Origin of the sequence: Streptomyces cynarae, from assembly GCF_025642135.1 — a bacterium.
GTDB classification, from domain to species: Bacteria; Actinomycetota; Actinomycetes; order Streptomycetales; family Streptomycetaceae; genus Streptomyces; species Streptomyces cynarae.
The window spans coordinates 3,349,940-3,375,321 of record NZ_CP106793.1; the positions used below are offsets into that span (position 1 = coordinate 3,349,940).

The window sequence follows — 25,382 nt, forward strand, 5'->3', positions numbered from 1 at the left end:
GGCCGGAACTGGCCTGAATACATCGCACGGTCCCGGGTAGCTGCGCGCCCATGGCTCCCCCACGGACGAATGCACGGACGTACGACCCGGGGCAACCCGGAACCACCCGCCGGTCGCTGCTCGCCGGTGTCGCCGCGTTCGGCGCACTGGGCGCGGCCGGCTGCAGCCGTGTCGCGGCGGCGTCGAGCACGCCCGGCGGCGACCTGCTCAGCCGGCTCAGGGCCCAGGGCGTCGTCCGCCTCGGCATCGCCGGCGAGATCCCCTTCGGCTACATCGACAAGAACGGCCGTCTCACCGGCGAGGCCCCCGAGCTGGCGAGGGTCGTCTTCAAACGGCTCGGCGTCGACCGGGTGCAGCCCGTGCCGACCGAGTTCGGCTCGCTGATCCCGGGTCTGAACTCCCAGCAGTTCGACGTGGTCTCCGCCGGGATGTACATCACTCCGGAACGCTGCCAGCAGGTCGTCTTCGCCGATCCCGACTACCAGATGCTCGACGCGTTCATCGTGCGCAAGGGCAATCCGAAGGGGCTGCACGACTACAGGGACGTCGTCGCGAAGCAGGCGAAACTGGCCACCGGCACCGGGTACGCGGAGATCCAGTACGCCGCCGAGGCCGGTTACAAGCAGAGCGACATGCTGATCGTGACGGACCAGGTGGCCGGCCTGAACGCCGTGGAGGCCGGACGCGTCGACGTGTTCGCCGGGACCGCACTGACGGTCCGTGAGGTCGTCAAGAAGTCGGGCAAGGCGGAGGCGACCAAGCCCTTCGCACCCCTGGTGAAGGGAAAACCGCACGTCGACGGCGGTGGCTTCGCATTCCGGTCCACCGAGACCCGGCTGCGGGACGCCTTCAACGCCGAGCTGAGGAAGATGAAGGCGAGCGGCGAACTCTTCCGGATCCTGCGCCCGTTCGGCTTCACCAAGGCCGAGATGACCGACTTGACCGCGAAGGAGCTCTGCCGCGGATGACCTCGGGACTGTGGGAACTCGTACTGAAAGGCGTCTGGACCACGATCCAGTTGCTGGTGCTCGGCACCCTGCTCGCGACGGCCGTCTCCTTCGCCGTCGGCATGGCGCGCACCCATCGCAGATGGATCGTCCGCTTCCTGGCCGGCCTCTACACCGAGGTGTTCCGCGGCACCTCCGCCCTGATCATGATCTTCTGGGTGTTCTTCGTGCTGCCGCTCGCCTTCGGCTGGCAGCTGGTGCCGATGTGGGCGGGCACCCTCGCGCTGGGTCTGACGTACGGGGCGTACGGTGCGGAGATCGTGCGCGGCGCCCTGGTCTCCGTGGATCCGGCGCAGCGTGAGGGCGGGATCGCGCTGAGCTTCACCCCGTGGCAGCGGATGCGGAAGATCCTTCTGCCGCAGGCGGTGCCCGAGATGATCCCGCCGTTCTCGAACCTGCTGGTCGAACTGCTCAAGGGCACCGCACTGGTGTCGATCATGGGCATGGGCGACCTGGCGTTCAGCGGCAACCTGGTGCGGCTCGCACTGCAGGAGAGCGCGCAGATCTACACCTACGTCCTGCTCATCTACTTCGTGATCGCCTTCCTGCTCACCCGGCTGATGCGGGGTCTCGAGCGCCGTCTGAAGGCCGGCGTCGGCAAGGCGCCGCGGCCCCGGCCCCGGGTCGCCGTGCGGCAGCCGGTCGGAGGTGGGGTCCGATGACCTGGGACTGGGGCGCCGTCCGCGCCTTCATGCCGCACTTCTTCGACGGTCTGCTCGTCACCCTGGAAGCGCTGGCCCTCGGCTCGCTGATCTCGTTCGCGGTCGGCCTGGTGTGGGCGCTGCTGATGCGCACACCGACCCGGTGGGTGCGCTGGCCGGTGGGCGTCGTGACGGAGTTCATCCGCGACACCCCGCTGCTGGTACAGCTGTTCTTCCTCTTCTACGTGCTGCCCGAGTGGGGGCTGACCTTCTCTGCGCTGACCACCGGTGTCGTGGCGATCGGCCTGCACTACTCGACGTACACCATGCAGGTCTACCGGGCCGGTATCGACGCCGTGCCCGCCGGCCAGTGGGAGGCGGCCACCGCGCTGAGCCTGCCGACGCGGCGCACCTGGACGGCGGTGATCCTGCCGCAGGCGATCCGCCGGGTCGTGCCGGCGCTCGGCAACTACGTGATCGCGATGCTGAAGGACACGCCGATGCTGATGGCGATCACCGTCCTCGACATGCTCGGCCAGGCGCGGCTCTTCTCCCAGCAGCACTTCCAGTTCACCGAGCCGCTCACCGTGATCGGTGTGGCCTTCGTCCTGATCTCCTACCCCGCCTCCCTCCTCCTGCGAGCACTGGAGCGACGCCTTGTCCGCTGACACCCCCCTGATGAAGCAACCCGACGCCCATGCCGACCCGCAGGCGGCCTCCGGCGAGCTGATCCGCCTGGAGAAGGTCACCAAACGGTTCGGTGACCACACGGTCCTCGACCGGCTCGACTTCTCCGTCGACGCGGGCCGGCACGTGACGCTGATCGGCCCGTCCGGCTCCGGGAAGACCACGATCCTGCGGCTGCTGATGACCCTGACCAAGCCCGACGAGGGCACGATCACGGTCGGCGGGCAGCGCCTGTACCCGGCGCCCGAGAAACAGGTCCGGGAGATCCGCAAGAACATAGGGATGGTCTTCCAGCAGTTCAATCTGTTCCCGAACATGAAGGTGCTGCGGAACATCACCGAGGCCCCGGTGACCGTGCTCGGCCTGTCGAAGGACGAGGCGGAGGAGCGGGCGCGCGAGCTGCTCGACCTGGTCGGGCTGAGCGAACACCTCGACAAGTACCCGAGCCAGCTCTCCGGCGGCCAGCAGCAGCGCGTGGCGATCGCCCGCGCCCTCGCGATGCGCCCGCAGGTGCTGCTGCTGGACGAGGTGACCTCCGCGCTGGACCCGGAGCTGGTCGCCGGGGTCCTCGACGTGCTCCGTGACATCGCTCGCAGCACGGACATCACGATGCTCTGCGTGACCCACGAGATGAGCTTCGCGCGGGACATCTCCGACCGGGTGCTGATGTTTGATTCCGGCCACGTCATCGAGGCCGCTCCACCGGACAAGATCTTCAGCGAGCCCGAGCACACACGCACGCGGGAATTCCTCAGCGCAGTGCTGTGACTACAGGAAGTGAAGGCGGCGGCCCTCTCCAGGTCCTGGTGCAAGGGACATGACCTCGGCATATGCCAAAGTGGCGCGTTCCTGCTGAGCGGGCCGAAGCCGCCGCAAAGTTCCGCAACACCCGCTCCGCGATGCGCGTTTGAGCCGTATCGTGGAGGCAGCCCAGCTGTCCCGAGGATGGCCCAAAAAGCGCAGGGGGAGACCGTGGCGCTGACCCATGAGCCGACCGCCCCGTACCACTCGGCCCAGGACGCCCTGCGTGTCCTCGAGGGCGTGGCGCGGCACTCCACCGGTGTCACCGACGTCGAGCTGGCCCGCCACACGGGTCTCGGCGCCCAGCGGCTGACCTCGCTCCTGCGGATGCTGCGCCGGGAGGGGTACGTCGAGCAGACGATCGACGGCGCGTACGTCACCGGGGCCGCCCTCAGCCGGCTCGGCTCCGCCCAGAGCCATGAGCAGGCGCTGCGCGAGCAGCTCCAGCGCACCCTGGACCGGTTGCGCGACTCGGTGGGTGCCGCCGTCTACATCAGCCGCTATATCGACGGCGAGGTACGGGTCACCCAGTGCGCCGCGAGCGCGCTGGCGCCCGCGGTGCACGAGTGGGTGGACTTCCGCTCCGCGGCGCACGCCAGTGCGGTCGGCAAGAGCCTTCTCGGCCAGCTCGACGTGAACGGCCGCCGGGACCACCTCGCCCGGTACAAGATGGCCCGACTGACCTCGCGGACGATCACCAGCGAGAAGGTCCTGCTCTCCCGCCTGGACGCCCACCCGCCGACGGTTCCGGTGCTCGACCTGCAGGAATACGCGGTGGGCACGGTCTGCGCGGCCGTCCCGATCACCGCGGGCTCCTCGGTCGGCTGCCTGGCCCTGTCGCTGCCGGTCCAGCACGCCCACCGGCTGCGGCAGGCGGCGGAACGGCTGAACAGGGGCGCCGCCCCGGTGGTCCTGTCCCTCACGATCTGAACGATCCGGGATCGTCCACGGGGGTGGTCACGAGCACGCCCGTGGACCAGGTAGTATTTCTTTTGTCGCCGGGAGCGAAAGCCGAAAGCGACAGAGTCTGCGCCGCTAGCTCAGTTGGTTAGAGCAGCTGACTCTTAATCAGCGGGTCCGGGGTTCGAGTCCCTGGCGGCGCACGATGAGGGGCTCCTCGCGAAAGCGAGGGGCCCCTTTTGCACTGGTCCGGTCTGGTGGAGGCCACGGAGGGCCGGAGGACCCCAGGCGGCGGCGTCACCGCGCCGACCGGACCGTCAGCTGTGGAGGTCCACGGCGATCATGGTCATGAAGCCGACGCAGAACACGACGATCCCGCAGAGGAAACCCAGGGTGCCGGCAGTGGCCATCGCCTGCCTGCCCCGCCTCGGGGGGCGCGCGGTCGCCACGACGCCCGTGCGGCCCTCGGCGTAGTGGACGGTGACGATGTCGCCCTCGACCGTCGTGCCCGGGCCGCCCTCCTCCTCGAACCGGATTCCGACGCCGTCCCGCGTGGTGAACTCGTAGACGTGGTGCAGCGCGGTGCGCACGGAGGTGTCGTTCCGGCCGCCGTGGACGGTCGTGTACGCCTTGAGGCAGCGCCCCTCGGCCGTCAGCCCGCTGTTCCACGCGCTTCTGATCTGCAGCCAGCGGTACACCACCCGGTACCCCAGGAAGCCGGCCGCGGCCATGATCAGTACAGGTACGACGTAGAGCATCGCGTCCATGGGTTCCCCCCGAGGTCACAGGTCTGGTTCCGCACACCGGCGCGTCGCCGCCGGTGTGCGGAACCTACCCGTGGGGGGTGGCGGATTGGCTCAAGAAAGCCTCAGAGCTCGGGAGGTGAGGATCCGGGCTCAGAACGTGACGTCGGCGCAGGAGTAGAACGCGTTGCCCGTGTCCGCGATCGTCCACACCCCGAGGATCACGTGGTGGCCGCTCAGCCCGGTCGGCAGGGTGCCGGTGTGGGTGAGCGTGGACGGCGGGCGCTGACCGTTGTACGGGACCGTCAGGAAGGGGGTGAGGTTGAGGTCCGCGCGGGTCAGGGCGTGGTTCTGGTTCCAGCCCGGTTTGGTGACGTAGTACCGGAAGTCGGTCGTGGCGTGGGAGGCGGTGAACTGCCAGCGGAAGGTGTAGCTCTGCCCGCCGGTCACCTTCGTCGTGGGCCAGGGCGCGCCCGAAGGCGTCCTCGGCTGGTCGAGCGCGCCGAAGTTGGTGTGGTTCGCCGAGCAGATCCGGCCGTCGCCGGGGCCGGCGGCCGGGAAGCCCTTGGGGCCCTCGACGCTCTGCGGTTCCCACTGGATGTCGCCGCAGCCGGTGACGATGCCGCCGTTCGCGGCGCACATCTTCTGCCTGCTGAGGGGCTGGTCGGTGTAGCCGTGGGCGCTGGCGCCGCCGGTGGAGAGCACGAAGGCTCCCGCGGTCGCGAGGCCCAGCACGGCGGCGTACAACCTGGTCCTGGTGCGCATGCTGCCGCTCCTTGTGAACGTGGGGGAGTTCAGTGAGCCATGCAGGTCTAGACCAAGCCTCAGATTATTGCCGCCTGTTGAACATGTCCATACCAATCCACACACCGATCGCGGGGCTGTGTTTCGCGCCGCCCACGATCGGCGCCCGGCGTGGTCGGCGGGCGCCGCCTCCCCGGGGGCGGCGCACACTTCAGCCCGTCGCCCGCCTCACCCCCCGTCGCCCGCCCGTCCCGTGCAGAAGGCCACCGTCAGGTCCCGCACCAGCGCCTTGCGTTCGTAGCCGTCGAGTTCCACCAGGCCGCGCGCGGTCAGCCGGGTCACCGTCTCCTCCACCGAGTCCAGGACCGAGCCGATCACCGCGTCACGGTGCTCCGCGTCGAACGCGTCGATACGGCGCCGCTGCATGCGGGCGGCCACCTCGGGGGCGTACTCGATCCGGGTCGGCCGGGCCGAGAACACCTCCAGGCCGACCGCCGCCACGTCTCCCGCGACCAGCCGGGTCAGCGTGTCGCCGACCGCCTCGACATTGCGCAGGCTCACCACGTCCGCCACCGCCGGGAGGTCGGCCGGCACCTGCGGCAGCACCCGCGCGAGCGCCGACTCGACGCACTCCCGCAGATAGGTCTCGTGGTCGTCGATGCCGAACACGGCGCGCGCGGTGTCCCGGACCTGCCAGGTCACCAGCACCACCACGCGCAGCGCGACACCGTTGGCGTCGACGGCGGGGATCGGCTCGCTGCGCCAGTGGCGCAGCCGTACGTCGACCCGGCGGCACAGCACCAGCGGATTGACCCACATCAGGCCGGTGCGGCGTACCGTGCCCCGGTAGCGCCCGAAGAGCGACAGGGCCCAGGCGCGCCCGGTGTCCCCCCGGCTGAGCCCGCCGAAGCCGAAGAGGAGGAGCACGCCCGCGACGGCGTACGCGGCCCACTGCGCGAGCCCGAGCCTCGTGCCCGAGACCGGCGGAAGATCCAGCGCGCGCACCATGGCCGGCGGCAGGACGCCCGCCCACCACGAGGCGGCCACGCAACCGGCCGCACCAGCGATCCCGGCCAGCAGGCCCGCCGCCCAGGGCAGCACCCGCGCGGGCCGTTCGATCAGTTCGGGGTCCACCATCGGCACCTGCCGCCTGGGGGCGGCGGGCACCTGGACCCGCGGTTGCTCACCGGTGCCGAGCCGCCGTCGTACGACGGTCGGGGCGAGCGGCAGCGGCTCGGTGTCGGGTCCTTTCCGGAACAGCAGATGCACCGGGATCTCGGTGGTCGACTCGCTGTGGATGACCCGGCCGGGCCGCGCGTCGGCACCTTCCGGCTCCTCCTCCTGCTCCGGGGTCGGTGATGTCGTCGTAGTCATTCGTGCCTCCACACACGTCAGGAGAAGAGCCGTCGCCAGGTCTCCGGCCCCGGGAAGCCGTCGGCCTCACGGCCGTTCCAGCCCTGGGCGCGCTGGAAGGCCTCCACGTTGCGCCGGTCGGCCTCGCCCCAGCGCGCGTCGGGACCGCCGGTGTAATGCGCGTCGAACCCCTTTTCGACCAGCTTCCGGCCCAGCAGGGTGACGTACGGGTTGTCCGCGCCCGGCCGGAACACGTCCCGTCCCGGGTAGCCGGGGGCCGTCGGCGCGAAGGCGCTCCGCAGTTCGGGCGCGCCGGCGCCGACTCCGTCGAGGGACCGGCCGGAAGTCGTCACGACCGGGCGTTTGCCGCCCGTCCCCGACACCGGGTGCGTCGGGTCGTCGGGCCCGGGCATCCCGGGGACATCGGGGACACCAGGGACACCGGGGACACCGGGAACGCCAGGGACACCAGGGACACCGGGCACCCCAGGAACAGCGGACCCGGGAACCGGCGCCTCCTTGCCCTGGGTGCTCTCCTTGGTCTCGGTGATGTTCTTGTAGCGGTAGGGCACATAGCGGCTGGAATTCGACCAGTACGCGTACGGGGTGACCTTCCGGCGAGCGCCCGGCGGAGTCTCCTCGTAGGCGATGTAGGCCGTGTGCTTGTAGTCCGACCAGCCGCCGAAGATGACGACGTGCGAGCCCTTCTCCGGATTGTCGGGATTGTGGAAGAGGAGAATGTCACCCGGCTGCAGCTGCTCCTTGGTGATACGCACACCGAACTTGTCGAGGCTGCCCGTCCATTCGTTCGAGCCGAGGTTCCAAGCCATCGAGACGAAGCCGGAGCAGTCCTGCCGGTAACCGTCGGACCAGTAGTCGTCCATGCTGTAGGGGACCCGGGCGTCGATCCACTTCTTGGCCCGGTTGATGATGTCGGCGCGGGTCGTCGCGGCCGCAGCGGTCAGGTTCAAACCGCCGACCGGGCCGTGCAGCGGCGCGGCCTTCCCCTGCGGGCTGTCCGAAGGCTCGTCACTCGCGGGCACGGACGGCGCGGACGGTGCCGGCGGTGCCGGCTGTGCCGGTGAGGCGAGCGGCGTGTGGGCGGCCGCTACGGTGGGTGTCGCCTGGACCATGCCCAGCGCCGTGCCCGCGGCGGCGGCCAGCGCGAGGGCCGTGCGGGCCGTCGGGCGGCGGATCCCCTCGACGGCGGAGGAAGGGGGGATGACGCGGCGCCGGCGCACACACCCGGGGCAGTCGCAGTCAGTCGTGGGTTCGAATTCCTCGAATACCGGTGTCTCCATGCGACGTCCCTCACACTCCCTGTCGGCATTCGGGGGAATTTGCGCCGTTAGTCGTCTTAGTCCTCTTTTCTGCACATCCGTCAGTTACCCATGCCCACAGGGAAAGCGCAGGGTGACGGGCCGAATGATGTAAGCGAAGTCATTCGCATGGGTACCGATCCCTCCGGACGGAGGCCCCTCACCCCCTCCCCCGGGGTGGTCAGGAGCACCCTCCCGCGTCGGGTAAAGTTCTCCAGGTCAGCAGGCGCCGCTAGCTCAGTTGGTTAGAGCAGCTGACTCTTAATCAGCGGGTCCGGGGTTCGAGTCCCTGGCGGCGCACGATGGCGATGGCGAGGCGTGTTCGCGGAAAGCGCGAACCGTCTCGCCATCGTCGTTTTCTGCACGACTTCGCGGCGCGCCGCGGGGGCTTCGCCACCCACACCCCCTTCAGGTCCGCCGCAGGGACCGCCTGGCATGTACAGCACGCCCTGCAGGACGGTTCGCGTCCGCCTGCCCGGCGTGTACGGCACCCCCACCCGCCGCAGACGCGCCCTCCGTCGCGCACGCGCACCCCCGCCTCGGTTTCACCGCGCCGCACCATCCGGCCGGGGCGGAGCCGATGGCGCCATAAGGGACCACTTCCTCAACATCCGTGCACGAGTGGTCGCAACCGCCCCATAAGACACCAAGAAACGATCCATTGAGTGGGTATGACCGGTAAACACCGCGTTTCGCATCTTGCGATCAAGTCGGACGCCGTAGAACCCTGGGCTCCGAGGGACTGCCGTTGCATGGCAGTTGGGGGTAGGGACCGGTTGCCCGGCACAGGGGTGGGGGCCCCGCAGAAACGGACGCCGAGGGGGGCGTCATGCAACCGGAAGGCCGCTCTTCGTGTCGATATGGTGTAGATGGCGCGATGACACCGACCTGTCACTGATTCGTCCGCCAAGGTCGAGGGGGACCAAAGCGGGCGAAAGCCAGCAAAAACACACACGCATCTGTGCGTGCGGGGGGATGACTCATGACGTCGACGCCGACGGGCGCCCGGCAGGACTTCGACCCGTCAGAGACGACCCGGCTCAGGGTGGTGTCTCACCGAACGGGCCACACCGGCACCATCCACCGGATCAAACGGACACTGCCCAGATACGACTACGAGCACTACAGCCGGCTGGCGGGTCCCCTCACCGAACCGGACCCGACCAAGCCGTACAAGGTCCAGTACCGCTCACTGCTCTCCCAGGAACCGCACCGCATCCGCGCCGCCCTCATGCTGGGCGCGGCGCCGCTGCTGTCGCTCATCCTGCTCGCCTGGCTGTTGCAGCCCGAACACTGGACCGAACGCGACTATCCCGCCTACGACTTCCTGCCGGCCCTCGACATCGTCATGCTCGTCTCGATCGGCCTGATCGAGTTCTTCCGGTGCATGAACGTACTGTCGAACGCGCACGCCACCCTGGTCGCCCGCGACCCGGTCCCGGTGGTGCCCGCGACCGGCAGCAGAGTCGCGTTCATCACCACCTACGTGCCCGGCAAGGAACCGCTGTCGATGGTGACGAAGACCCTGGAGGCCGCCGTCCGGCTGCGCCACCGGGGCCTTCTGCATGTCTGGCTCCTCGACGAGGGCGACGACCCCGAGGTGAAGCGGGTCTGCGAGCGCCTGGGCGTGCACCACTTCACCCGCAAGGGTGTCGAGAAGTGGAACCGGCCCTCGGGACCGCACCGCGCGAAGACCAAGCACGGCAACTACAACGCCTGGCTGGAGGCGCACGGCGACGACTACGACTACTTCGCCTCCGTCGACACCGACCATGTGCCGCTGCCCAACTACCTCGAGCGCATGCTCGGTTACTTCCGCGACCCGGACGTCGGCTTCGTCATCGGCCCGCAGGTCTACGGCAACTACGACACCTTCGTCACCAAGGCCGCCGAGTCGCAGCAGTTCCTCTTCCACGCGCTGATCCAGCGCGCCGGCAACCGCTACGGCGCGCCCATGTTCGTCGGCACGTCCAACGCCGTGCGGATCAGCGCCCTGAAGCAGATCGGCGGCCTGTACGACTCGATCACCGAGGACATGGCGACCGGGTTCGAGATGCACCGCCACCGGAACCCGGCCACCGGCAGGAAGTGGAAGTCGGTCTACACGCCGGACGTGCTCGCGGTCGGTGAGGGCCCGGCCGCCTGGACGGACTTCTTCACCCAGCAGCTGCGCTGGTCGCGGGGCACGTACGAGACGATCCTCAAGCAGTACTGGAAGGGCTTCTTCTCGCTGCCGCCCGGCAAGCTCTTCAACTACACGATGATGATCATCTTCTACCCGATGTCGGCCCTCAACTGGATCCTGGCGGCGCTGAGTTGCGCCCTGTTCCTGGGCCTGGGCGCCTCGGGTGTGAACATCGACCCGACGGTCTGGCTGATGCTGTACGGCAACGCGTCGGCCCTCCAGATCGGCCTGTACATCTGGAACCGCCGGCACAACGTCTCCCCGCACGAGCCGGAGGGCTCCGGCGGTGTGGCGGGCATGGTGATGTCGGCGCTGTCCGCGCCGGTCTACGCCCGCTCGCTCATGGACGCGGTGCTGCGCCGCAAGAGCAGGTTCGTGGTGACCCCCAAGGGCGATTCGGCCAGCCCCGACACGTTGTTCGGGACGTTCCGGATCCACCTGTTCTTCATCCTGGTCTTCGGCGGCTCGATCGCCGCCGGTCTCCTCCTCGGCCACTCCCACCCCGCGATGATCACCTGGGCCTCGCTGGCCCTGCTGATCACGGCCTCACCGATCGTCGCCTGGCGCTGGACCCTGCGGCAGGCGAAGAACAAGCCGGCCGCAGCGGACGAGCCGCAGGACACCGCGGTGATACCGCACCAGCCCACCGGGACGCACACACCGGGGCAGCACACACCGGGGCAGCGGCCCGCCTTGGCCGGACATGACGACCAGACCATGCAGATCGCTCTTGGGGGACGCAAGAAATGAATGACCAGGCCGGCCGCCGTCGCGCTCGACGGCTGGCGATCGGCACGGTGGTGGTCCTCGCGCTGGGCGGAATGAACGGCCCGTGGCTGTACCGCTTCGGGACGGCGCAGTATCACGACTACGTCATCAACAAGCCCGAGTACAAGGCGGAGAACGGGCACTGGCAGATCGTCGAGTTCCCCAAGGAGTACCGCCAGGACACCATTCACGCGGTGCTGCTGCACACCGGCAAGGTGCTGATGATCGCCGGGTCGGGCAACAACCAGGAGAACTTCGACAGGAAGCAGTTCGACACCCGGATCTGGGACCCGGTCAAGGGCACCATCAAGAAGGTGCCCACGCCGAACGACCTGTTCTGCACGGGCCACACCCAGCTCGCGGACGGCAAGATCCTGATCGCGGGCGGCACCAAGCGGTACGAGAAGCTGAAGGGCGACGTCACCAAGGCCGGCGGCCTGATGATCGTCCACAACGAGAACCCGGACAAGCCGATCACCCTGCCCGCGGGCACCAGATTCAAGGGCAGGGAGAACGGCAAGAGCTTCGTGTCCAAGGACCCGGTGCTCGTACCGCGCGCGACGAAGGTGTTCGACAAGAGGACCGGGAAGTTCCTGCGCAACGACCCCGGTCTCGGCCGTATCTACGTCGAGGCGGAACGGAGCGGGGCGAAGTACGAGACCGGCACCCAGGACAACTACCGCATCCAGGGCCTGACCGGCGCCGACGCGCGCAACACCTACGGCATCGCGCAGAAACTGGCCCTCGACAAGAAGGACTTCCAAGGGATCCGGGACGCCTACGAGTTCGACCCGGTCGCGGAGAAGTACATCAAGGTCGACCCGATGAACGAGGCGCGCTGGTACCCGACGCTCACCACGCTGAGCGACGGGAAGATCCTCAGCGTCTCCGGGCTCGACGACATCGGGCAGCTGGTCCCCGGCAAGAACGAGGTCTTCGACCCGAAGACGAAGAAGTGGGCGTACACACCGAAGATCCGTCAGTTCCCGACCTACCCCGCGCTGTTCCTGATGCAGAACGGCAAGATCTTCTACTCGGGTTCGAACGCGGGCTACGGACCGGACAACGTGGGCCGCGACCCCGGCATCTGGGACGTCGACACCAACAAGTTCACCAAGCTGCCCGGGCTCAGCGACCCGAACATGATGGAGACGTCCGGCACGGTGCTGCTGCCGCCCGCGCAGGACCAGAAGTACCTGGTGATCGGCGGCGGCGGGGTCGGCGAGTCCAAGCTGTCCAGCAAGAGGACACGGCTGATCGACCTGAAGGACGACGACCCGAGATTCGTCGACGGCCCGTCCCTGGAGAAGGGCACGCGCTACCCGCAGTCCTCCGTCCTGCCCGACGACACGGTGCTCGTCTCGGGCGGCTCGGAGGACTACCGCGGCCGCAGCGACTCCGACATCCTCCAGGCGCGGATCTACCATCCGGACAGCAACACCTTCCAGCGGGTCGCCGACCCGCTGGTGGGCCGCAACTACCACTCGGGTTCGATCCTGCTGCCCGACGGGCGGGTGATGTTCTTCGGTTCGGACTCGCTGTACGGCGACAAGGCGAACACCAAGCCCGGCAAGTTCGAGCAGCGGGTCGAGATCTACACGCCGCCGTACCTGTACCGGGACGGTCGTCCGTCGCTGTCGGGCGGGCCGCAGACCATCGCGCCGGGCGCCTCGGGGACGTTCACCTCGCAGCACGCGTCGGCGATCCGGAAGGTGCGGCTGATCCGGCCGAGTGCGTCGACGCACGTCACGGACGTGGACCAGCGGTCGATCGCCCTCGACTTCAAGACGTCCGGGGACAGGATCACGGTGACCGTCCCGAAGAACCGGAACCTTGTCCTTCCTGGCTGGTACATGCTGTTCGTCGACGACGACCAGGGGACGCCGTCGGTGGCGCAGTGGGTGAAGGTGCCGTAGCTCGTACGCAGATGGGGGCGCCCTCCACCATGGAGGGCGCCCCCCTGTCGTGGCGGACACTCCTGGCCGGCGCCGCTGGCCCGGCGCCACCAGCCGGCACTACTTGCTGGCCGCGGCGAGCTTCAGTGCGTAGTCGGCCCACCATTGCCCGGCCTTCGGGCCGCCCTTGCAGGTGCCGTCCGACTCTCCCGGGCGTTTCACCCACAGATAGGCGTCCACCAGTGGATCCGCCGTCTTCGTCGTCGGGGGCTCGCCCAGGGCCCGCTCCGGCGGGTTGCACCAGCGCTGCTGCGGGTCGCCGTCCGTGTAGGGGCCGTTGCCGTTGCGGCTGGTGTCGACCACGAAGTGCTTGCCGCCGACTTTCGCCGAGAGCTGCTTGCCGTAGGCGATCGAGTCCTCGGTCGAGTAGAAGTTGGAGACGTTCACCGCGAAGCCGTCCGCCTGGTCGACGCCCGCCTGCCTCAGCGGCTGGAAGATCTCGTCGGGGTGCTGCCAGCCCGCGTTGCCGGCGTCCAGGTAGACCTTCGTGTTCCTCAGCGCCTTCAGCTCGGTGATCGCGCCTTTGAGCAGGTCGTAGCGCTCCTCGTGGAACTGGTCCGGGGTGCAGCCGTCCACCATGTGCAGGACGGCGTCCGGCTCGAGGATCACCGTCGTGTGCCGGTCCCCGATGCCCCGGGCCACGCCGTCGATCCACGCCCGGTAGGCGTTTCCGTCGGCCGCGCCGCCCTGCGAGAACTGGCCGCAGTCGCGGTGCGGGATGTTGTAGAGGACCAGGATCGCCGTACGGTCCGCCTTCTCGGCGGCCTCGGTGAAGCCCCGCGCCTCCGCCTCCGGGTTCTCCGGGCCGATCCACTCCCCCGTCGGCTGCTCGGCGATCTTCCTGATCTGGTCCGCCTCGCTCGACCTCCCGGCCTTCTCGTACTCGGTGACCTGCCGCGCCGCGTTCCCGTCCGGGTTGACCCAGAACGGGTCCGACGCCTTCGGCTGCTGGGTGATCCTGCCCCCCGCGCCGCCCTTCTTGTCCTCGCCCCCGCCCCCGGAGGAACACCCGGCCAGCAGTAACGCGGCTCCCACCGCGGCCACCGTGGCGACGCGTGCCCCCGCACTCCCGCGTGCCCCCGCACCCCTCGTCCCGTACATCCAACTCCCCCTTGGCTGTACCGCGTTCCGCACCAATCGTGACATACCCGCCGTGTCACGGTGAGCCACTCGTGAGGTACGCCGACACGATCACGTTGGCCGAGTACGTGTCGCTCGCCTTGTCGTAGGTGCCGCCGCAGGTGATCAGTCGCAGCTCGGCCCGGCCCGGTACGCGCGGCCCGTACGCCTGCCGGGCGTCGAACTGGTCGCGGGAGAGAACCTCGACGCTCTCGACGGTGAACTCGGCGACTTTGCCGTCGTCGCGGACCACCCGAACCTTGGCACCCGGCCGAAGGGCGCCGATCCGGTAGAAGACGGCGGGCTTGCTCCGGGTGTCGACGTGGCCGACGAACAGCGCGGTCCCGGCGGCACCCGGGGTCACCCCGCCCTGGTACCACGAGACCACCCCGGGCTCGTCGAACGGCGGCGGTTCGACGCCGCCCTGCGCGTCCAGGCCGCGCGCCACCACCGGTGCCTGCACGTCCAACTCGGGGATGTCGACGCGCAACGGCAGGGCCTGCTTCAACGGCGTCGCGGCAGGCGGAAGGTGTGCCGTCGGGGGGCGCCCGACGGCGGCCATGTCACCGGTCGTCGGCGCGGAGATCCCCGGGCGTACGTCGGTGACCTCACGGCCCCACATCCACAGCCCGAGCAGCAGGATCACCCAGGCGACGCCCATCAGCAGGCGCCCGGTACCGCAGGAACGTTCATGCCCGGACATGGCTCACTCCGTGCCACGGCCCCGGCGGGCACCGCGCGCGACGACCACGACGCCGGCGACACCCGCGAGGACCAGCCCGATCACCGCGTGCCGCAGACCGGGCACGGCGACCCGGGGGTCGTCGGAGGAGGCGCCCGCCGTACCGCCGCCGCCCGCGTGCACCGGCGCGACCGGCGATGAGGGGAAGGACGGGGAGGAGGGGGACGAAGGGGAGGACGGCGGTGAGGGGCGGGAGAGCGGGGAGGGGGCGGACGGCGAGGTCGTGGGGGCGGGGGAGGCCGTACCGATGGCCGTGTACGGCGTGGGGGTGTAAGGCCGGGTGGCGGGCGCGGACGCCGCGATGCTGTCCGGCGCGACCGCGGTGGAGGGCGTCGCGTTGTCGGGCGCGGACGCCGTCGGGCGGCCACGGTGAGCGCGTCCCTGATCTCCCGGCCGTCGCAGTCGACCGTCACCTGGTACCGGCCCGGCGACAGGGCCGAGCGGACCCGGGTGTCGCCGGACAGCGTGCCGTCGCCCCCGACCAGCCGTGCCTGAGCCACGAACGCGTCCGACTCCGCGGTGCCGGTCGTGCCGGGGCAGCCCCGTACCGCCAGCCGGACATCGCTGCCGGGCGCGGGGAACGCGGGGGTCGGGACGACGCCCTGTGCGTCCGCCGCGTACGCCGCGGGCATGAGGGCGCCCGCGGCGACGGCACCCGCACAGAGGGTGAGCCGTAGTGAACCCATCGTGAACCTCCCGATACCAGGAGACTCCCCCGACGGGCACTCCGACGCATCCGGACGGGACCCTCGACTACTCCGTACGAGGGGCCTGGTCCTGCTCCGCACGGGCAGCCGGGCATGGGCCGCCCGGCGCGTCAGACCCGGTCGACGAGGTCCGCGATCGAGTTCACGACGTGGGACGGGCGGAACGGGTAGCGGTCGATGTCCTCGGGTGCGGTCAGCCCGGTGAGAACCAGGAACGTCTGCATACCGGCCTCGATGCCGGCCAGCACGTCGGTGTCCATCCGGTCGCCGATCATCGCGCTGGTCTCGGAGTGCGCCCCGATCGTGTTCAGGCCCGTCCGCATCATCAGCGGGTTCGGCTTGCCCGCGAAGTACGGCTTCTTGCCGCTCGCCTTGGTGATCAGTGCGGCGACCGCTCCGGTGGCGGGCAGCGGGCCCTCGGCGGACGGGCCGGTCTCGTCGGGGTTGGTGCAGATGAACCGGGCGCCGCCCTTGATCAGCCGGACCGCCCTGGTCATCGCCTCGAAGGAGTAGGTGCGGGTCTCGCCGAGGACCACGTAGTCGGGCTCGTGGTCGGTCAGGATGTAGCCGATGTCGTGCAGCGCCGTGGTCAGGCCGGCCTCGCCGATGACGTACGCGGTGCCGCCGGGCCGCTGGTCGTCCAGGAACTTGGCGGTGGCCAGGGCCGAGGTCCAGATGTTGTCCACCGGCACGTCCAGACCCATGCGTCGCAGCCGGGCGTGCAGGTCGCGCGGGGTGTAGATCGAGTTGTTGGTGAGCACGAGGAAGGGCTTGCCGGACTCGCGCAGCTTCTTCAGGAAGGCGTCGGCACCGGGGATCGGAACACCTTCGTGGATGAGCACGCCGTCCATGTCGGTGAGCCATGACTCGATGGGCTTGCGCTCTGCCATGTTGCGATCTCCTGCCGTACGCAAGGGGAACCGGGGACTCCGGGGACGCCGGAAGACGGTGCGCCCGGGGCCCCAGCGTAATCAGGGCCGGTCGGCCTCCTTCTCGCCGGGCATGGCGTACCGCGCGCGGGCCCGGCGGCGCCACCGGTACAGGAGCAGGGGCAGGCTCGCGGCAAGCAGGCCGCCCGCCGTCACGAGCAGTCCGCCGGCCATCGTGCCGAGGCCGCGCGGCGCCCTTGGGCCGGTGTCGGCGAGCGCCTCGGCGGCCGGACTGCGGCGGGGGGCGGACGAGGCGGACGTGGGTTCCGGTTTCGTCCGGGCGTCGGCCTCGATCGAGAACCGGTAGTCGTCCGACTGGCCGACCCAGTCGCCGTTGTCGCCGTGCCGCCGCACGATCGCGGCGGTCGCGACGACCTCGTCCTGCGGGGTTCCGGAGGCGAACGCGAGCCGCACCTTCACACTGAGGGTCCGGCCCGGGGCCACGGTGAAGCCGGGGAAGCCGTCGTCGAAGGGGCCGACCAGTTCCTGCCGGTCGGTGCGTTCGAAGGTGACGGGGTGTGGGCGGTCGCCCTCAAAGAACTCCAGTTCGGCCTGCGCGGCCGTCAGCGCGCGGCGGGTGTCGACGAGGACGAGCACCGGGTGGATGTTGCCGCAGGTCTGGGAGGAGGTGTTCTTCAGGTCGATGTACCAGGTGTGGGCGGCACCGCCGGCCGCGTAGGTCCGGGGCCCGCCGCGGATGCGGGCGGTGAGGGGGAACGTGTGTTGGTCCCGCCCGGAGCAGGTGGGCCCCGGGTCGACGGGGAGCGCTGCGGCGGGTGCCTGGAGGAGCAGCATGGCGGCGGCGAGGGCGCAGGGCAGGAGCACGGCGAGGGGGGCGCGGAGGGCCCGTCGGGCCAGTCCGGCCCGCCAGGGCGAGCGGGGCCTGTGGGGCGGGCGCGAGAGCGGGCGGGAGTGCTCTCCGGAGCGCCGCAGCGGTCGAGAGTGTCGCATGAAGATATGACCGGACAGGCGAGCTGACCCCAGGGCGCGCCACGCCCTCCGGGCCGGAGCCGACGGCCCAAGTCCCCCCGATCAGCGCAGTCGCCGGGACTGCGGGCGGGCGCCTGGGGTCGACCTTCCAGGGCCCCGAAGCCCCGGGCTCACCGCACGAACACCCGGGCTCACCGCACGAACACCCGGGCTCACCGCACGAACGCTCGGGCTCACCGCACGAACGCTCGGGCTACCCCCTCCGTTCGCCCGAAGCCCTGGAGTCGCCCTCCCGCCCGTCCGAACACTCGGGCTCACCCCTCCGCCCGCCCGAACGCCGCAATCGCCCCACCGCCCGCCCGAACACCGGGGCCCACCCCTCCGCCCGCCCGAAGCCCCAAAGTCACCCTTGCGCCCGCCCGAAGCCCCAAAGTCACCCTTGCGCCCGCCCGAACGCCGCAATCGCCCCACCGCCCGCCTGAACACCGGGGCCCACCCCTCCACCGGCCGAACACCCGGGCTCGCCTCTCGGCCGGCCCGAACGCCGGGACCGCCCCACCGCCCCACCGCCCCGCCGAACCCCCGGGCTCACCCCTCCGCGCGCCCGAACAACGGTGCGAGGAGCAGCTGGGCCGCGCCCTCCGCCACGCCGCGCGCTCCTCCGGGAGCGATGGCCACCGGTACGCCCGCGGTCGCGCCCTCGCGCAGGGCGCGTGCGTCGAGGACGGCACCCACTCCCCGGAGGAAGGACTCCGGGTGCGCGGCGACGGTACGGCCGCCGAGCAGGACCAGGTCGATGTCGAGCAGTCCGGCCAGGTTCGCGGCGCCCACACCGAGGACGCGCGCCGCCTCGGGCACGTCGCCGCGCGCGACGGCGTCGAGGCAGAGCGCCTCCAGGCAGCCCCGGTTCCCGCACCCGCACGGCGGCCCGTCGAGCTGGATCACCTGGTGCCCGAACTCCCCCGCCCCGGTCCGCGCGCCCCGGTGCACGCCGCCGCCGATCACCAGCCCGGCGCCGAGTCCGGTCCCGAGGTGCAGATAGGCGAACGACGCGTCCGTCGTCTCGGCCGCCCCACCGATGGCGAGCCCGAGCGCGGCGGCGTTGGTGTCCTTGTCGACGACCACGGGCATCGCCAGCCGCCGGGCCAGCGCCTCCCGCAACGGAAACCCGTCCCACTCGGGGAACCCGGTGACCCGGTGCAGCACACCGTGCCGGTGGTCGAGCGGACCGGGCAGAGCGACCCCGAGCCCGAGCACGGCCACGTCACCCACCAGTCCCTCGACCTCGCGGGCCGCCTCCTCGACCACGGCCTCCGCCCCCGCGCCCAGGTCCAGCGGTACCCGCCGCTCCGCGACCACCGCTCCGGTGAGGTCGCACAGCACGGCCCGCAGCTCGTCCCGGTCCAGATGCAGCCCCACGGCGTACCCGGCGCCCGGCACCAGCCGCAGCACCGTACGCGGCTTGCCGCCCGTCGAGGCTCGGCGCCCCGCCTCCGCCACGAGCCCGTCCGCCCGCAGCCGGGCAATGATCTTGCTGACGGCCTGCGGGGTCAGCCCGGTCCGCTCCGCGAGCTCGAGCCGGCTGATCCCGGGCTCCCCGGCCGCCCTCAGCAGATCCAGCACCAAGGCCGTGTTGTGGCTGCGCAGGGCGAGCAGGTTCACCCCGCTCGCCACAGTCCCTCCGCCGTGCCTGCCGTCTTCGCCCGGTCCCGCGTACGTCCTGTTCACGCCCCCATTGTCCCCGGCGCTTGCACTTTGGCAACAGTGTTGCGAAAGTGGTGCGCATGACTGGCACAGCCCCTGGTACTGACACCCCCCTCCGCGTGGGCCTGGTCGGCTACGGCCTCGCGGGCTCCGTCTTCCACGCCCCGCTGATCGCCGCGACCGAGGGCCTGGTCCTCGACACGGTCGTCACCTCGAACCCGGAGCGGCAGCAGCAGGCCCGCGCCGAGTTCCCGGACGTGCGTGTCGCCGCCACCACCGACGAGCTGTGGCCGCGCGCCGGCGAACTGGACCTGATCGTCGTCGCCTCACCGAACAAGACGCACGTCCCGATCGCCACCGCCGCCCTCGAGGCGGGCCTGCCGGTCGTGGTCGACAAGCCGGTCGCGGGCACGGCTGCCGAGGCGCGCGGGCTGGCGGCGCTGGCCGAGGAGCGGGGCCTGCTGCTCTCGGTCTTCCAGAACCGCCGCTGGGACAACGACTTCCTGACCCTCCGCAAGCTGCTGGCCGACGGCGAACTGGGCGACGTCTGGCGCTTCGAGTCCCGTTTCGAGCGCTGGCGCCCGAAGCCCAAGGGCGGCTGGCGCGAGTCCGGCGACCCCGCAGAGATCGGAGGTCTGCTGTACGACCTCGGCAGCCATGTCGTCGACCAGGCGCTGGTCCTCTTCGGCCCCGCCGCCGCAGTGTACGCCGAGTCGGACGTCCGCCGCCCGGGCGCGGAGGCGGACGACGACACGTTCATCGCGCTCACGCACACCAGCGGCGTCCGCTCCCACCTGTACGTCTCCGCGACGGCGGCCCAGCTCGGCCCCCGCTTCCGGGTCCTCGGCTCGCGGGCGGGATACGTCAAGTACGGCCTGGACCCGCAGGAGGCGGCCCTGCGCGAGGGCCTGCGCCCCGGCCCGGAGTGGGGACAGGAGCCCGAGTCCCTGTGGGGCCGCGTCGGTGCCGGAGAGTCCCCGCTGACCGGCGGCGGCAGCCCCGAGCCGACCCTGCCCGGCGACTACCCGGCGTACTACGCGGCGATCGCGAAGGCCCTGCGCGAGGGCGGCCCGAACCCGGTGACGGCCCTGGAGGCGGCCGCGACCCTGGACGTCCTGGAAGCCGCGCGACGCTCGGCCCGCGAGGGCGTGGAGGTGAAGCTGTGACCGCCGTTACCCCCGAGATCCCGGACCTCGAGGACCAGGAGCGCCGCCTGACGCTCTCTCGGTTCACGTACGACGACGCCTGGCGGCTGGGCACGCTGCTGGTGGAGCTGGCGCGGGCCCGCCAGGCCCCGGTGGCCGTCGACATCCGCCGCGGCGGCCAGCAGCTCTTCCACGCGGCACTGCCCGGCTCGACCCCGGACAACGACGCCTGGATCGACCGCAAGCGCCGCGTGGTCGAACGCTATGGCTGCTCGTCGCTGCTGGTCGGCTCACGCTTCCGCGCCAAGGGCACGACGTTCGAGGACTCCTCCCGCCTCGACCCCGACGTGTACGCGGCCCACGGCGGCTCCTTCCCGATCAGGGTGGAAGGAGCCGGGGTGATCGGCACAGTGACGGTGTCGGGCTTGCCGCAGGTCGAGGACCACCGGTTGGTGGTCGAAGCCTTGGAGAGGCTCAAAGCCTAGGGGGCGGGGGACCTGACCAGGGGCGCGGGGCCGCATCCATGTGCGGCTCCGCCGCGTGGGCGCAACCAGCCGACGACGGCCCGCAGTCGACGAACCGCCGCAGTTCCCCAGCCCCCAGCCCCCAGCCCCCAGCCCCCAGCCCCCAGCCCCCAGCCCCCAGCGGAGCGTCTACGCGTCCTTGAACTCCTGCCGCTGCCGCCCGAGCCCCTCGATCTCCAGCTCGACCACATCCCCGGCCCGAAGGAACGGCTTCGGCTCAGGCCGCCCCAGCGCCACCCCCGCCGGCGTACCGGTGTTGATGACGTCACCGGGGTACAGGGTCATGAACTGGCTGACGTACCGCACGACTTCGGCGACCGGGAAGATCTGCTCGGCCGTGGTCCCGTCCTGCTTCAGCTCCCCGTTGACCCAGAGCTTCAGGGAGAGGGCCTGCGGGTCCGGCACCTCGTCCGCCGTCACGAGCCAGGGCCCGAGCGGATTGAACGTCTCGCAGTTCTTCCCCTTGTCCCACGTCCCCCCGCGCTCGATCTGGAACTCGCGCTCGGAGACGTCGTGCGCGACGGCGTACCCGGCGACATGCGCCAGCGCCTCCTCATCGGACTCCAGATAGCGGGCCGTCCGCCCGATGACGACCGCCAGCTCGACCTCCCAGTCGGTCTTGGTGGACCTGCGCGGCACGAGCACGGTGTCGTCGGGCCCGACCACCGTGTCCGCCGCCTTGAAGAAGATCACCGGCTCGGCGGGCGGCTCGGCACCGGTCTCGCGGGCGTGGTCGTGGTAGTTCAGCCCGATGCAGACGATCTTGCCGATCCGGGCGAGCGGCGGCCCGATGCGCAGCCCGGCGGGGTCCAGCGCGGGCAGCTCACCGCTCCCGGCCGCGGCGCGGATCCGACCGAGCGCCGCGTCGTCGGCGAGCAGCGGTCCGTCGATGTCCGGGACGAGCCCGGACAGGTCCCGCAGGGTTCCCTCGGCGTCGAGCAGCGCGGGCCGCTCCGCCCCCGCCGTACCGACTCGCAGCAGCTTCATGGTCACAGTCTCCCTAGATCGCGGGCAGCCGCCGAAGGGCACGGCCGGGTACGGCCGGGCACAGCCATCGGAGGACTGGTCGATCCTCCAAGGTCGGCGGTCAGTCCGCAATACCCCGTTCACGGACTGGACCGCCGCCGACCGTCCGGCGCGCTCAGCGGTAGAGCACCGTCCGCTCCACCGCGCTCCACGTCGTACTGGTGACCACGTACAGCGCGGCGGCCAGCGGCACCACCGCCACGGTGACGAGGGTGAAGAAGGACAGGAACGGCATGGCCTTGGTGACCGCGCCGAGCCCGGGCACCTGCTCCCCACCGCTCGCCTGGACCGGGCTCTCGGCCATCGTCCGCCTCGCACGCCGGTAGTTGAAGGTGGCGACGGCCGCGACGAGTGCGAACAGCCCGAGGTAGACGAGCCCGGCCGGGCCGAGCAGCCCGCCGTGGGCGAGGGCGTCGGCCCACCGGCCGCCGAGCGGGGCGGCGAACAGCGCGTGGGCGAGCAGGCCGCCCGTCTCGCCGCCGATCGTCGTGGTCGAGAACAGGTGGTAGAGCAGGAAGAAGGCGGGCAGCTGGAGCAGGCTCGGCAGCAGACCGGACAGCGGGGAGACCTTCTCCTCGGCGTGCAGGGCGAGCACCGCCTTCTGGAACTTCTCGGGTTCCTTCGCGTGCTTCTTCTTCAGCTCGGCGATCCTCGGCTGCAGCCGGGCGCGCGCCTGCTGTCCACGCGCTGCGGCGCGGGAGAGGGGGTGGACGAGGAGTCGTACCAGCGCGGTGAACAGGACGATCGCGGCGGCCGCGGCGGAGGCGTGGAACAGCGGCTGGAGCAGGTCGGCGAGATGCTCGACCAGGCGGGCGAAAACGGACATGAACGCGGACAAGGCTGAGTCCTCCGGGGTCTCGTCGTGCCGGGGCGGGATGGTGTCGGCATGACGACCCGCGCAGGGTCACGGACGTACGGGACAGACGTACGGGAAGGCCGTACGGGAGAACGTACGGAAGGGCCGTACGGAAGACGTACGAGGAAGACGTGCCCTACGCGGCGGTCGCCGGGAGGGCGCGCCCAGGTGCCCGCGGTCGCGTACGGCCCGGGGCGTCGGGGTCCCGTTGCGACAGGAACGCCGTACGGTGCTCCCGGTCACGTATCGCCGTACGCACCCGGGTCGGCGGCACGGCGGGCACGCTGCGGGCGGCGATCAGCGCGCAGACGGCGAGGGCGGAACCGGCGGCGGTCGCGGCGAAGGCGACTGCGGCGTAGAGGCTGCCGGTGTCGAGGAGCGCGACCTCGAGCAGCAGGAGCAGCAGCACGGCGGCGGGGCGCAGCTGCGCCCTGTTCCTGATCATCCGCTTCCCTCCCCCGACTCGCTTGCCCCTCCCTGCTTTCAAACAGGCTCGCCGCCTTTATACAGGCTCGGTCTCGAGCGGCCGCAGCATCCTCTTCGGCTTCAGCAGCGCCCGGCTGACCGGATCGGCCGGGTCGGGATCGAGGCCCGGCCCCGGCAGCATCTCAACGTCCCCGGCGGGCACGATGGTTCCGCAGGCGGGACATTCGCCGTACGACCCGAGTTCCTTGTCCGTGCCGCAGGTCGCGTGCCGGAAGATGCGCAGCTGCGTCTCGGAGTAGTGCTCGCGCCCCCACCGGCCGAGCGCGCGCAGGGTGGGCCACAGGGCGATGCCTCGCTCGGTGGGCACGTACTCGTCGCGCGGCGGGGAGTCCTGGTAGCGGCGCTTCTCGAGGATGCCCTCGGCGGTCAGCGTCTGGAGGCGGGCCGCGAGGACGGCGCGCGGGATGCCGAGGTGGACGAGGAAGTCGTTGTAGCGCCGTACGCCGTAGAGCGCGTCGCGCACGACGAGCAGCGTCCAGCGCTCGCCGATGATCTCCAGCGCGCGGGCGATGGAGCACTCCTGCGTCGCGTAGTCCTTGCCGAGAGCCATGAGCTCACTGTAGCGAGTTTCCGACGCGCTGGGTTCAGTCATCGAACCGACTTTCCCCAAACTTGGTTCAATGACTGAACCGATGCTGCTAGCGTCGCTTCCCTACCAAAGGTTCGATGACCGAACCTTATGATCCGACCCCGCCCCGGAAGGGCAGGCCATGCCACAGCTGCAACGCACCGAACCGACCACGGCACCCCGCACCTCCCCCGGCGCCCACGAGACCCCGCGAGCGACCGCCACCCTCGCCCTGACCAGCGCGGCCACGGCCGTGGCACTGATGACGTACACCGCGCCCGCGGTCACGCTCCCCGCCACCGTCGCCGCCCTGCACACCCCGCTGTCCGCGCAGGCCTGGCTGCTCAACGGCACCCCGCTCGGCCTCGCCGCGCTGCTCCTGGTGGCCGGCAGCCTCGCCGACGACTACGGCCGTCGGCGGATCTTCGTGGCCGGCACGGTCGCCCTCGGCATCACCACCGTGCTCGGCGCCTTCGCGACCTCGACATGGCTGTTCACGCTGGCCCGGATCGCACAGGGCGCGGCGAGCGCGGCGCTCCTGGCCAGCAGCCTCGGCCTGATCGTGCACGCCTTCCCGACCCCGCGCGGCGGCTGCACGCGACCGGCGTGTGGGGCGCCTTCGTCAGCGGCGGCATCGCGGTCGGACCGCTGATCGCGGGGGCGCTGCCCGGCTGGCGGCTCGCGTACGGGGTGCTGGGCGCCGCGGCACTGATCGTCGCGGCCCTGTCCGCCCGGGTGCTGACGGAGTCCCGCGCGCCCCGGGGCGGGCGGCCGGACCTGGCGGGCGCCCTGGTCTTCAGCCTGGGCCTCGTCTCCCTGGTGGCGGCGCTGACGCTGGGCCGGGACGGCTGGCTGCGCACACCGGTGGCGCTGCTGCTGGCGGCGGCCGTGGTCCTCATCGCGGCCTTCGCCCTGATAGAACACCGCACCCGCACCCCGATGATCGACCTGTCCCTGCTGCGCCGCCCGCGCTTCCTCGGCTCCGCGGCGGGCGGTCTGTTCACCGGCCTGGCGGTGATCGGCCTGTTCACCTTCCTGCCGACGCTGCTCCAGTGGACGCTGGACCTGAGCCCGATGGCCACGGCCTGGCTGGTCCTCCTGTGGTCCGGGCTGTCCTTCACGGTCGCACTCCAGGTGAAGCGGCTGCCGGGCCACTTCGCGCCGCGCCACCAGCTGGCCCTCGGTTTCGCGCTGCACGCCGGCGCCGTCCTGACGCTGCTCGGCGCGGTGGGCTCCGGCTCCTGGACGCGGTTGCTGCCGAGCCTCGTGATCGGAGGCGTGGGCAGCGGCCTGCTGAACGCGGCGCTCCCCCTGGTCGCCGTGGAGTCGGTCCCCGCCGAGCGCGCGGCGATGGGCTCGGGGGCCCAGCAGACGTTCCGCTACATCGGCTCCTGCGCGGGAGTGGCCCTCACCATCGCCCTCACCACATCGGGCGGCCCCGGCTCACTGGCGCACGGGGCGAACGTCGCCGCGGTCGTCTCGGCGGGCCTGGCACTCGTGGGCGCGGTCGCCGTCCTGATGCTGCGGGAGCGGGCCTGAGGAC

Annotated in this window: 23 protein-coding genes, 2 tRNA genes and 1 pseudogene; 12 read left to right on the forward strand and 14 right to left on the reverse strand. The window is 71.0% G+C overall.

What is annotated here, in order from left to right; genetic code table 11:
* Nucleotides 1-50: 50 nt before the first annotated feature.
* The 6 genes from ehuB to N8I84_RS15595 all read left to right on the forward strand — a co-directional run bounded on the left by ehuB (nt 51) and on the right by N8I84_RS15595 (nt 4,239).
* Complete coding sequence (ehuB, locus tag N8I84_RS15570; RefSeq protein ID WP_263230102.1) at nt 51-968, forward strand: ectoine/hydroxyectoine ABC transporter substrate-binding protein EhuB; 918 nt, start codon at nt 51-53, stop codon at nt 966-968.
* Nucleotides 965-1,669, forward strand: a complete 705-nt coding sequence (gene ehuC, locus N8I84_RS15575; RefSeq protein ID WP_263230103.1) for an ectoine/hydroxyectoine ABC transporter permease subunit EhuC — start codon at nt 965-967, stop codon at nt 1,667-1,669. Before ehuB ends, ehuC begins: the two co-directional genes overlap by 4 nt.
* Nucleotides 1,666-2,316 carry an ectoine/hydroxyectoine ABC transporter permease subunit EhuD gene (gene ehuD / locus N8I84_RS15580; RefSeq protein ID WP_200417582.1) on the forward strand — a complete coding sequence of 217 codons (651 nt, stop codon included), beginning with the start codon at nt 1,666-1,668 and terminating at the stop codon, nt 2,314-2,316. Before ehuC ends, ehuD begins: the two co-directional genes overlap by 4 nt.
* A 10-nt stretch (nt 2,317-2,326) precedes the next feature.
* Complete coding sequence (locus N8I84_RS15585) at nt 2,327-3,103, forward strand: amino acid ABC transporter ATP-binding protein (RefSeq protein ID WP_200417583.1); 777 nt, start codon at nt 2,327-2,329, stop codon at nt 3,101-3,103.
* 204 nt (nt 3,104-3,307) lie between these two features.
* Nucleotides 3,308-4,066, forward strand: a complete 759-nt coding sequence (locus tag N8I84_RS15590; RefSeq protein ID WP_263230104.1) for an IclR family transcriptional regulator — start codon at nt 3,308-3,310, stop codon at nt 4,064-4,066.
* Nucleotides 4,067-4,165: 99 nt separating this feature from the next.
* Nucleotides 4,166-4,239, forward strand: a tRNA-Lys gene (locus tag N8I84_RS15595).
* A 114-nt stretch (nt 4,240-4,353) separates the two neighbouring features.
* Here N8I84_RS15595 and N8I84_RS15600 read toward each other — a convergent pair.
* The 4 genes from N8I84_RS15600 to N8I84_RS15615 all read right to left on the reverse strand — a co-directional run bounded on the left by N8I84_RS15600 (nt 4,354) and on the right by N8I84_RS15615 (nt 8,177).
* A complete protein-coding gene (locus tag N8I84_RS15600; RefSeq protein WP_263230105.1) occupies nt 4,354-4,803 on the reverse strand; it encodes a hypothetical protein in 450 nt (149 codons plus the stop codon).
* A gap of 129 nt (nt 4,804-4,932) precedes the next feature.
* Nucleotides 4,933-5,544: a lytic polysaccharide monooxygenase auxiliary activity family 9 protein gene (locus tag N8I84_RS15605; protein ID WP_200417586.1), complete on the reverse strand. Its 612-nt coding sequence runs from the start codon at nt 5,542-5,544 to the stop codon at nt 4,933-4,935.
* 207 nt (nt 5,545-5,751) lie between these two features.
* Entirely contained in the window at nt 5,752-6,897 is a 1,146-nt protein-coding gene (locus N8I84_RS15610; RefSeq protein ID WP_263230106.1) for an SPFH domain-containing protein, read from the reverse strand.
* A gap of 17 nt (nt 6,898-6,914) precedes the next feature.
* On the reverse strand, nt 6,915-8,177 hold the full coding sequence (locus tag N8I84_RS15615) for a peptidoglycan-binding protein (RefSeq protein ID WP_263230107.1): 1,263 nt from the start codon (nt 8,175-8,177) through the stop codon (nt 6,915-6,917).
* A 244-nt stretch (nt 8,178-8,421) separates the two neighbouring features.
* Here N8I84_RS15615 and N8I84_RS15620 point away from each other — a divergent pair.
* The 3 genes from N8I84_RS15620 (at nt 8,422) to N8I84_RS15630 (ending at nt 13,064) form a co-directional block, all read left to right on the forward strand.
* Nucleotides 8,422-8,495, forward strand: a tRNA-Lys gene (locus N8I84_RS15620).
* Between the two features lie 682 nt (nt 8,496-9,177).
* On the forward strand, nt 9,178-11,130 hold the full coding sequence (locus N8I84_RS15625) for a glycosyltransferase family 2 protein (RefSeq protein WP_263230108.1): 1,953 nt from the start codon (nt 9,178-9,180) through the stop codon (nt 11,128-11,130).
* Entirely contained in the window at nt 11,127-13,064 is a 1,938-nt protein-coding gene (locus N8I84_RS15630; RefSeq protein WP_263230109.1) for a radical copper oxidase GlxA, read from the forward strand. Before N8I84_RS15625 ends, N8I84_RS15630 begins: the two co-directional genes overlap by 4 nt.
* Nucleotides 13,065-13,163: 99 nt before the next feature.
* Here the strand turns inward: N8I84_RS15630 and N8I84_RS15635 are convergent, their stop codons facing one another.
* The 6 genes from N8I84_RS15635 to N8I84_RS15660 form a co-directional block, all read right to left on the reverse strand.
* Complete coding sequence (locus N8I84_RS15635) at nt 13,164-14,204, reverse strand: glycoside hydrolase family 6 protein (RefSeq protein ID WP_263230110.1); 1,041 nt, start codon at nt 14,202-14,204, stop codon at nt 13,164-13,166.
* 55 nt (nt 14,205-14,259) lie between these two features.
* Entirely contained in the window at nt 14,260-14,925 is a 666-nt protein-coding gene (locus N8I84_RS15640) for a class F sortase (RefSeq protein ID WP_263230111.1), read from the reverse strand.
* A gap of 3 nt (nt 14,926-14,928) precedes the next feature.
* On the reverse strand, nt 14,929-15,087 hold the full coding sequence (locus tag N8I84_RS15645; RefSeq protein ID WP_263230112.1) for a hypothetical protein: 159 nt from the start codon (nt 15,085-15,087) through the stop codon (nt 14,929-14,931).
* Nucleotides 15,088-15,781: 694 nt separating this feature from the next.
* Nucleotides 15,782-16,561 carry an HAD-IIA family hydrolase gene (locus N8I84_RS15650; protein ID WP_263230113.1) on the reverse strand — a complete coding sequence of 260 codons (780 nt, stop codon included), beginning with the start codon at nt 16,559-16,561 and terminating at the stop codon, nt 15,782-15,784.
* Between the two features lie 81 nt (nt 16,562-16,642).
* A complete protein-coding gene (locus tag N8I84_RS15655) occupies nt 16,643-17,551 on the reverse strand; it encodes a hypothetical protein (protein ID WP_263230114.1) in 909 nt (302 codons plus the stop codon).
* Nucleotides 17,552-18,118: 567 nt separating this feature from the next.
* A complete protein-coding gene (locus N8I84_RS15660) occupies nt 18,119-19,258 on the reverse strand; it encodes an ROK family transcriptional regulator (protein WP_390898897.1) in 1,140 nt (379 codons plus the stop codon).
* Between the two features lie 56 nt (nt 19,259-19,314).
* Between N8I84_RS15660 and N8I84_RS15665 the strand changes: the two genes are divergently transcribed.
* Nucleotides 19,315-20,400, forward strand: a complete 1,086-nt coding sequence (locus N8I84_RS15665) for a Gfo/Idh/MocA family oxidoreductase (RefSeq protein ID WP_263230115.1) — start codon at nt 19,315-19,317, stop codon at nt 20,398-20,400.
* Nucleotides 20,397-20,864 (forward strand): heme-degrading domain-containing protein, encoded by a 468-nt coding sequence (locus tag N8I84_RS15670; protein ID WP_263230116.1) that lies wholly within the window; start codon nt 20,397-20,399, stop codon nt 20,862-20,864. The genes N8I84_RS15665 and N8I84_RS15670 overlap by 4 nt, the downstream gene beginning before the upstream one ends.
* Before the next feature lie 168 nt (nt 20,865-21,032).
* Here the strand turns inward: N8I84_RS15670 and N8I84_RS15675 are convergent, their stop codons facing one another.
* From N8I84_RS15675 to N8I84_RS15690, 4 genes are all read right to left on the reverse strand, one after another.
* Nucleotides 21,033-21,890, reverse strand: coding sequence for a fumarylacetoacetate hydrolase family protein (locus tag N8I84_RS15675; RefSeq protein WP_263230117.1), 858 nt, complete (start codon nt 21,888-21,890; stop codon nt 21,033-21,035).
* Nucleotides 21,891-22,044: 154 nt separating this feature from the next.
* Nucleotides 22,045-22,755, reverse strand: a complete 711-nt coding sequence (locus N8I84_RS15680) for a YidC/Oxa1 family membrane protein insertase (protein ID WP_263234774.1) — start codon at nt 22,753-22,755, stop codon at nt 22,045-22,047.
* 166 nt (nt 22,756-22,921) lie between these two features.
* Nucleotides 22,922-23,230 carry a DUF6412 domain-containing protein gene (locus tag N8I84_RS15685; protein WP_263230118.1) on the reverse strand — a complete coding sequence of 103 codons (309 nt, stop codon included), beginning with the start codon at nt 23,228-23,230 and terminating at the stop codon, nt 22,922-22,924.
* Between the two features lie 57 nt (nt 23,231-23,287).
* Nucleotides 23,288-23,821 (reverse strand): winged helix-turn-helix transcriptional regulator, encoded by a 534-nt coding sequence (locus tag N8I84_RS15690; RefSeq protein ID WP_263230119.1) that lies wholly within the window; start codon nt 23,819-23,821, stop codon nt 23,288-23,290.
* Nucleotides 23,822-23,981: 160 nt separating this feature from the next.
* On the opposite strand from N8I84_RS15690, the pseudogene N8I84_RS15695 reads away from it, so the two are divergent.
* Nucleotides 23,982-25,378, forward strand: a pseudogene (locus N8I84_RS15695) (MFS transporter).
* The last annotated feature ends 4 nt before the right edge of the window (nt 25,379-25,382 follow it).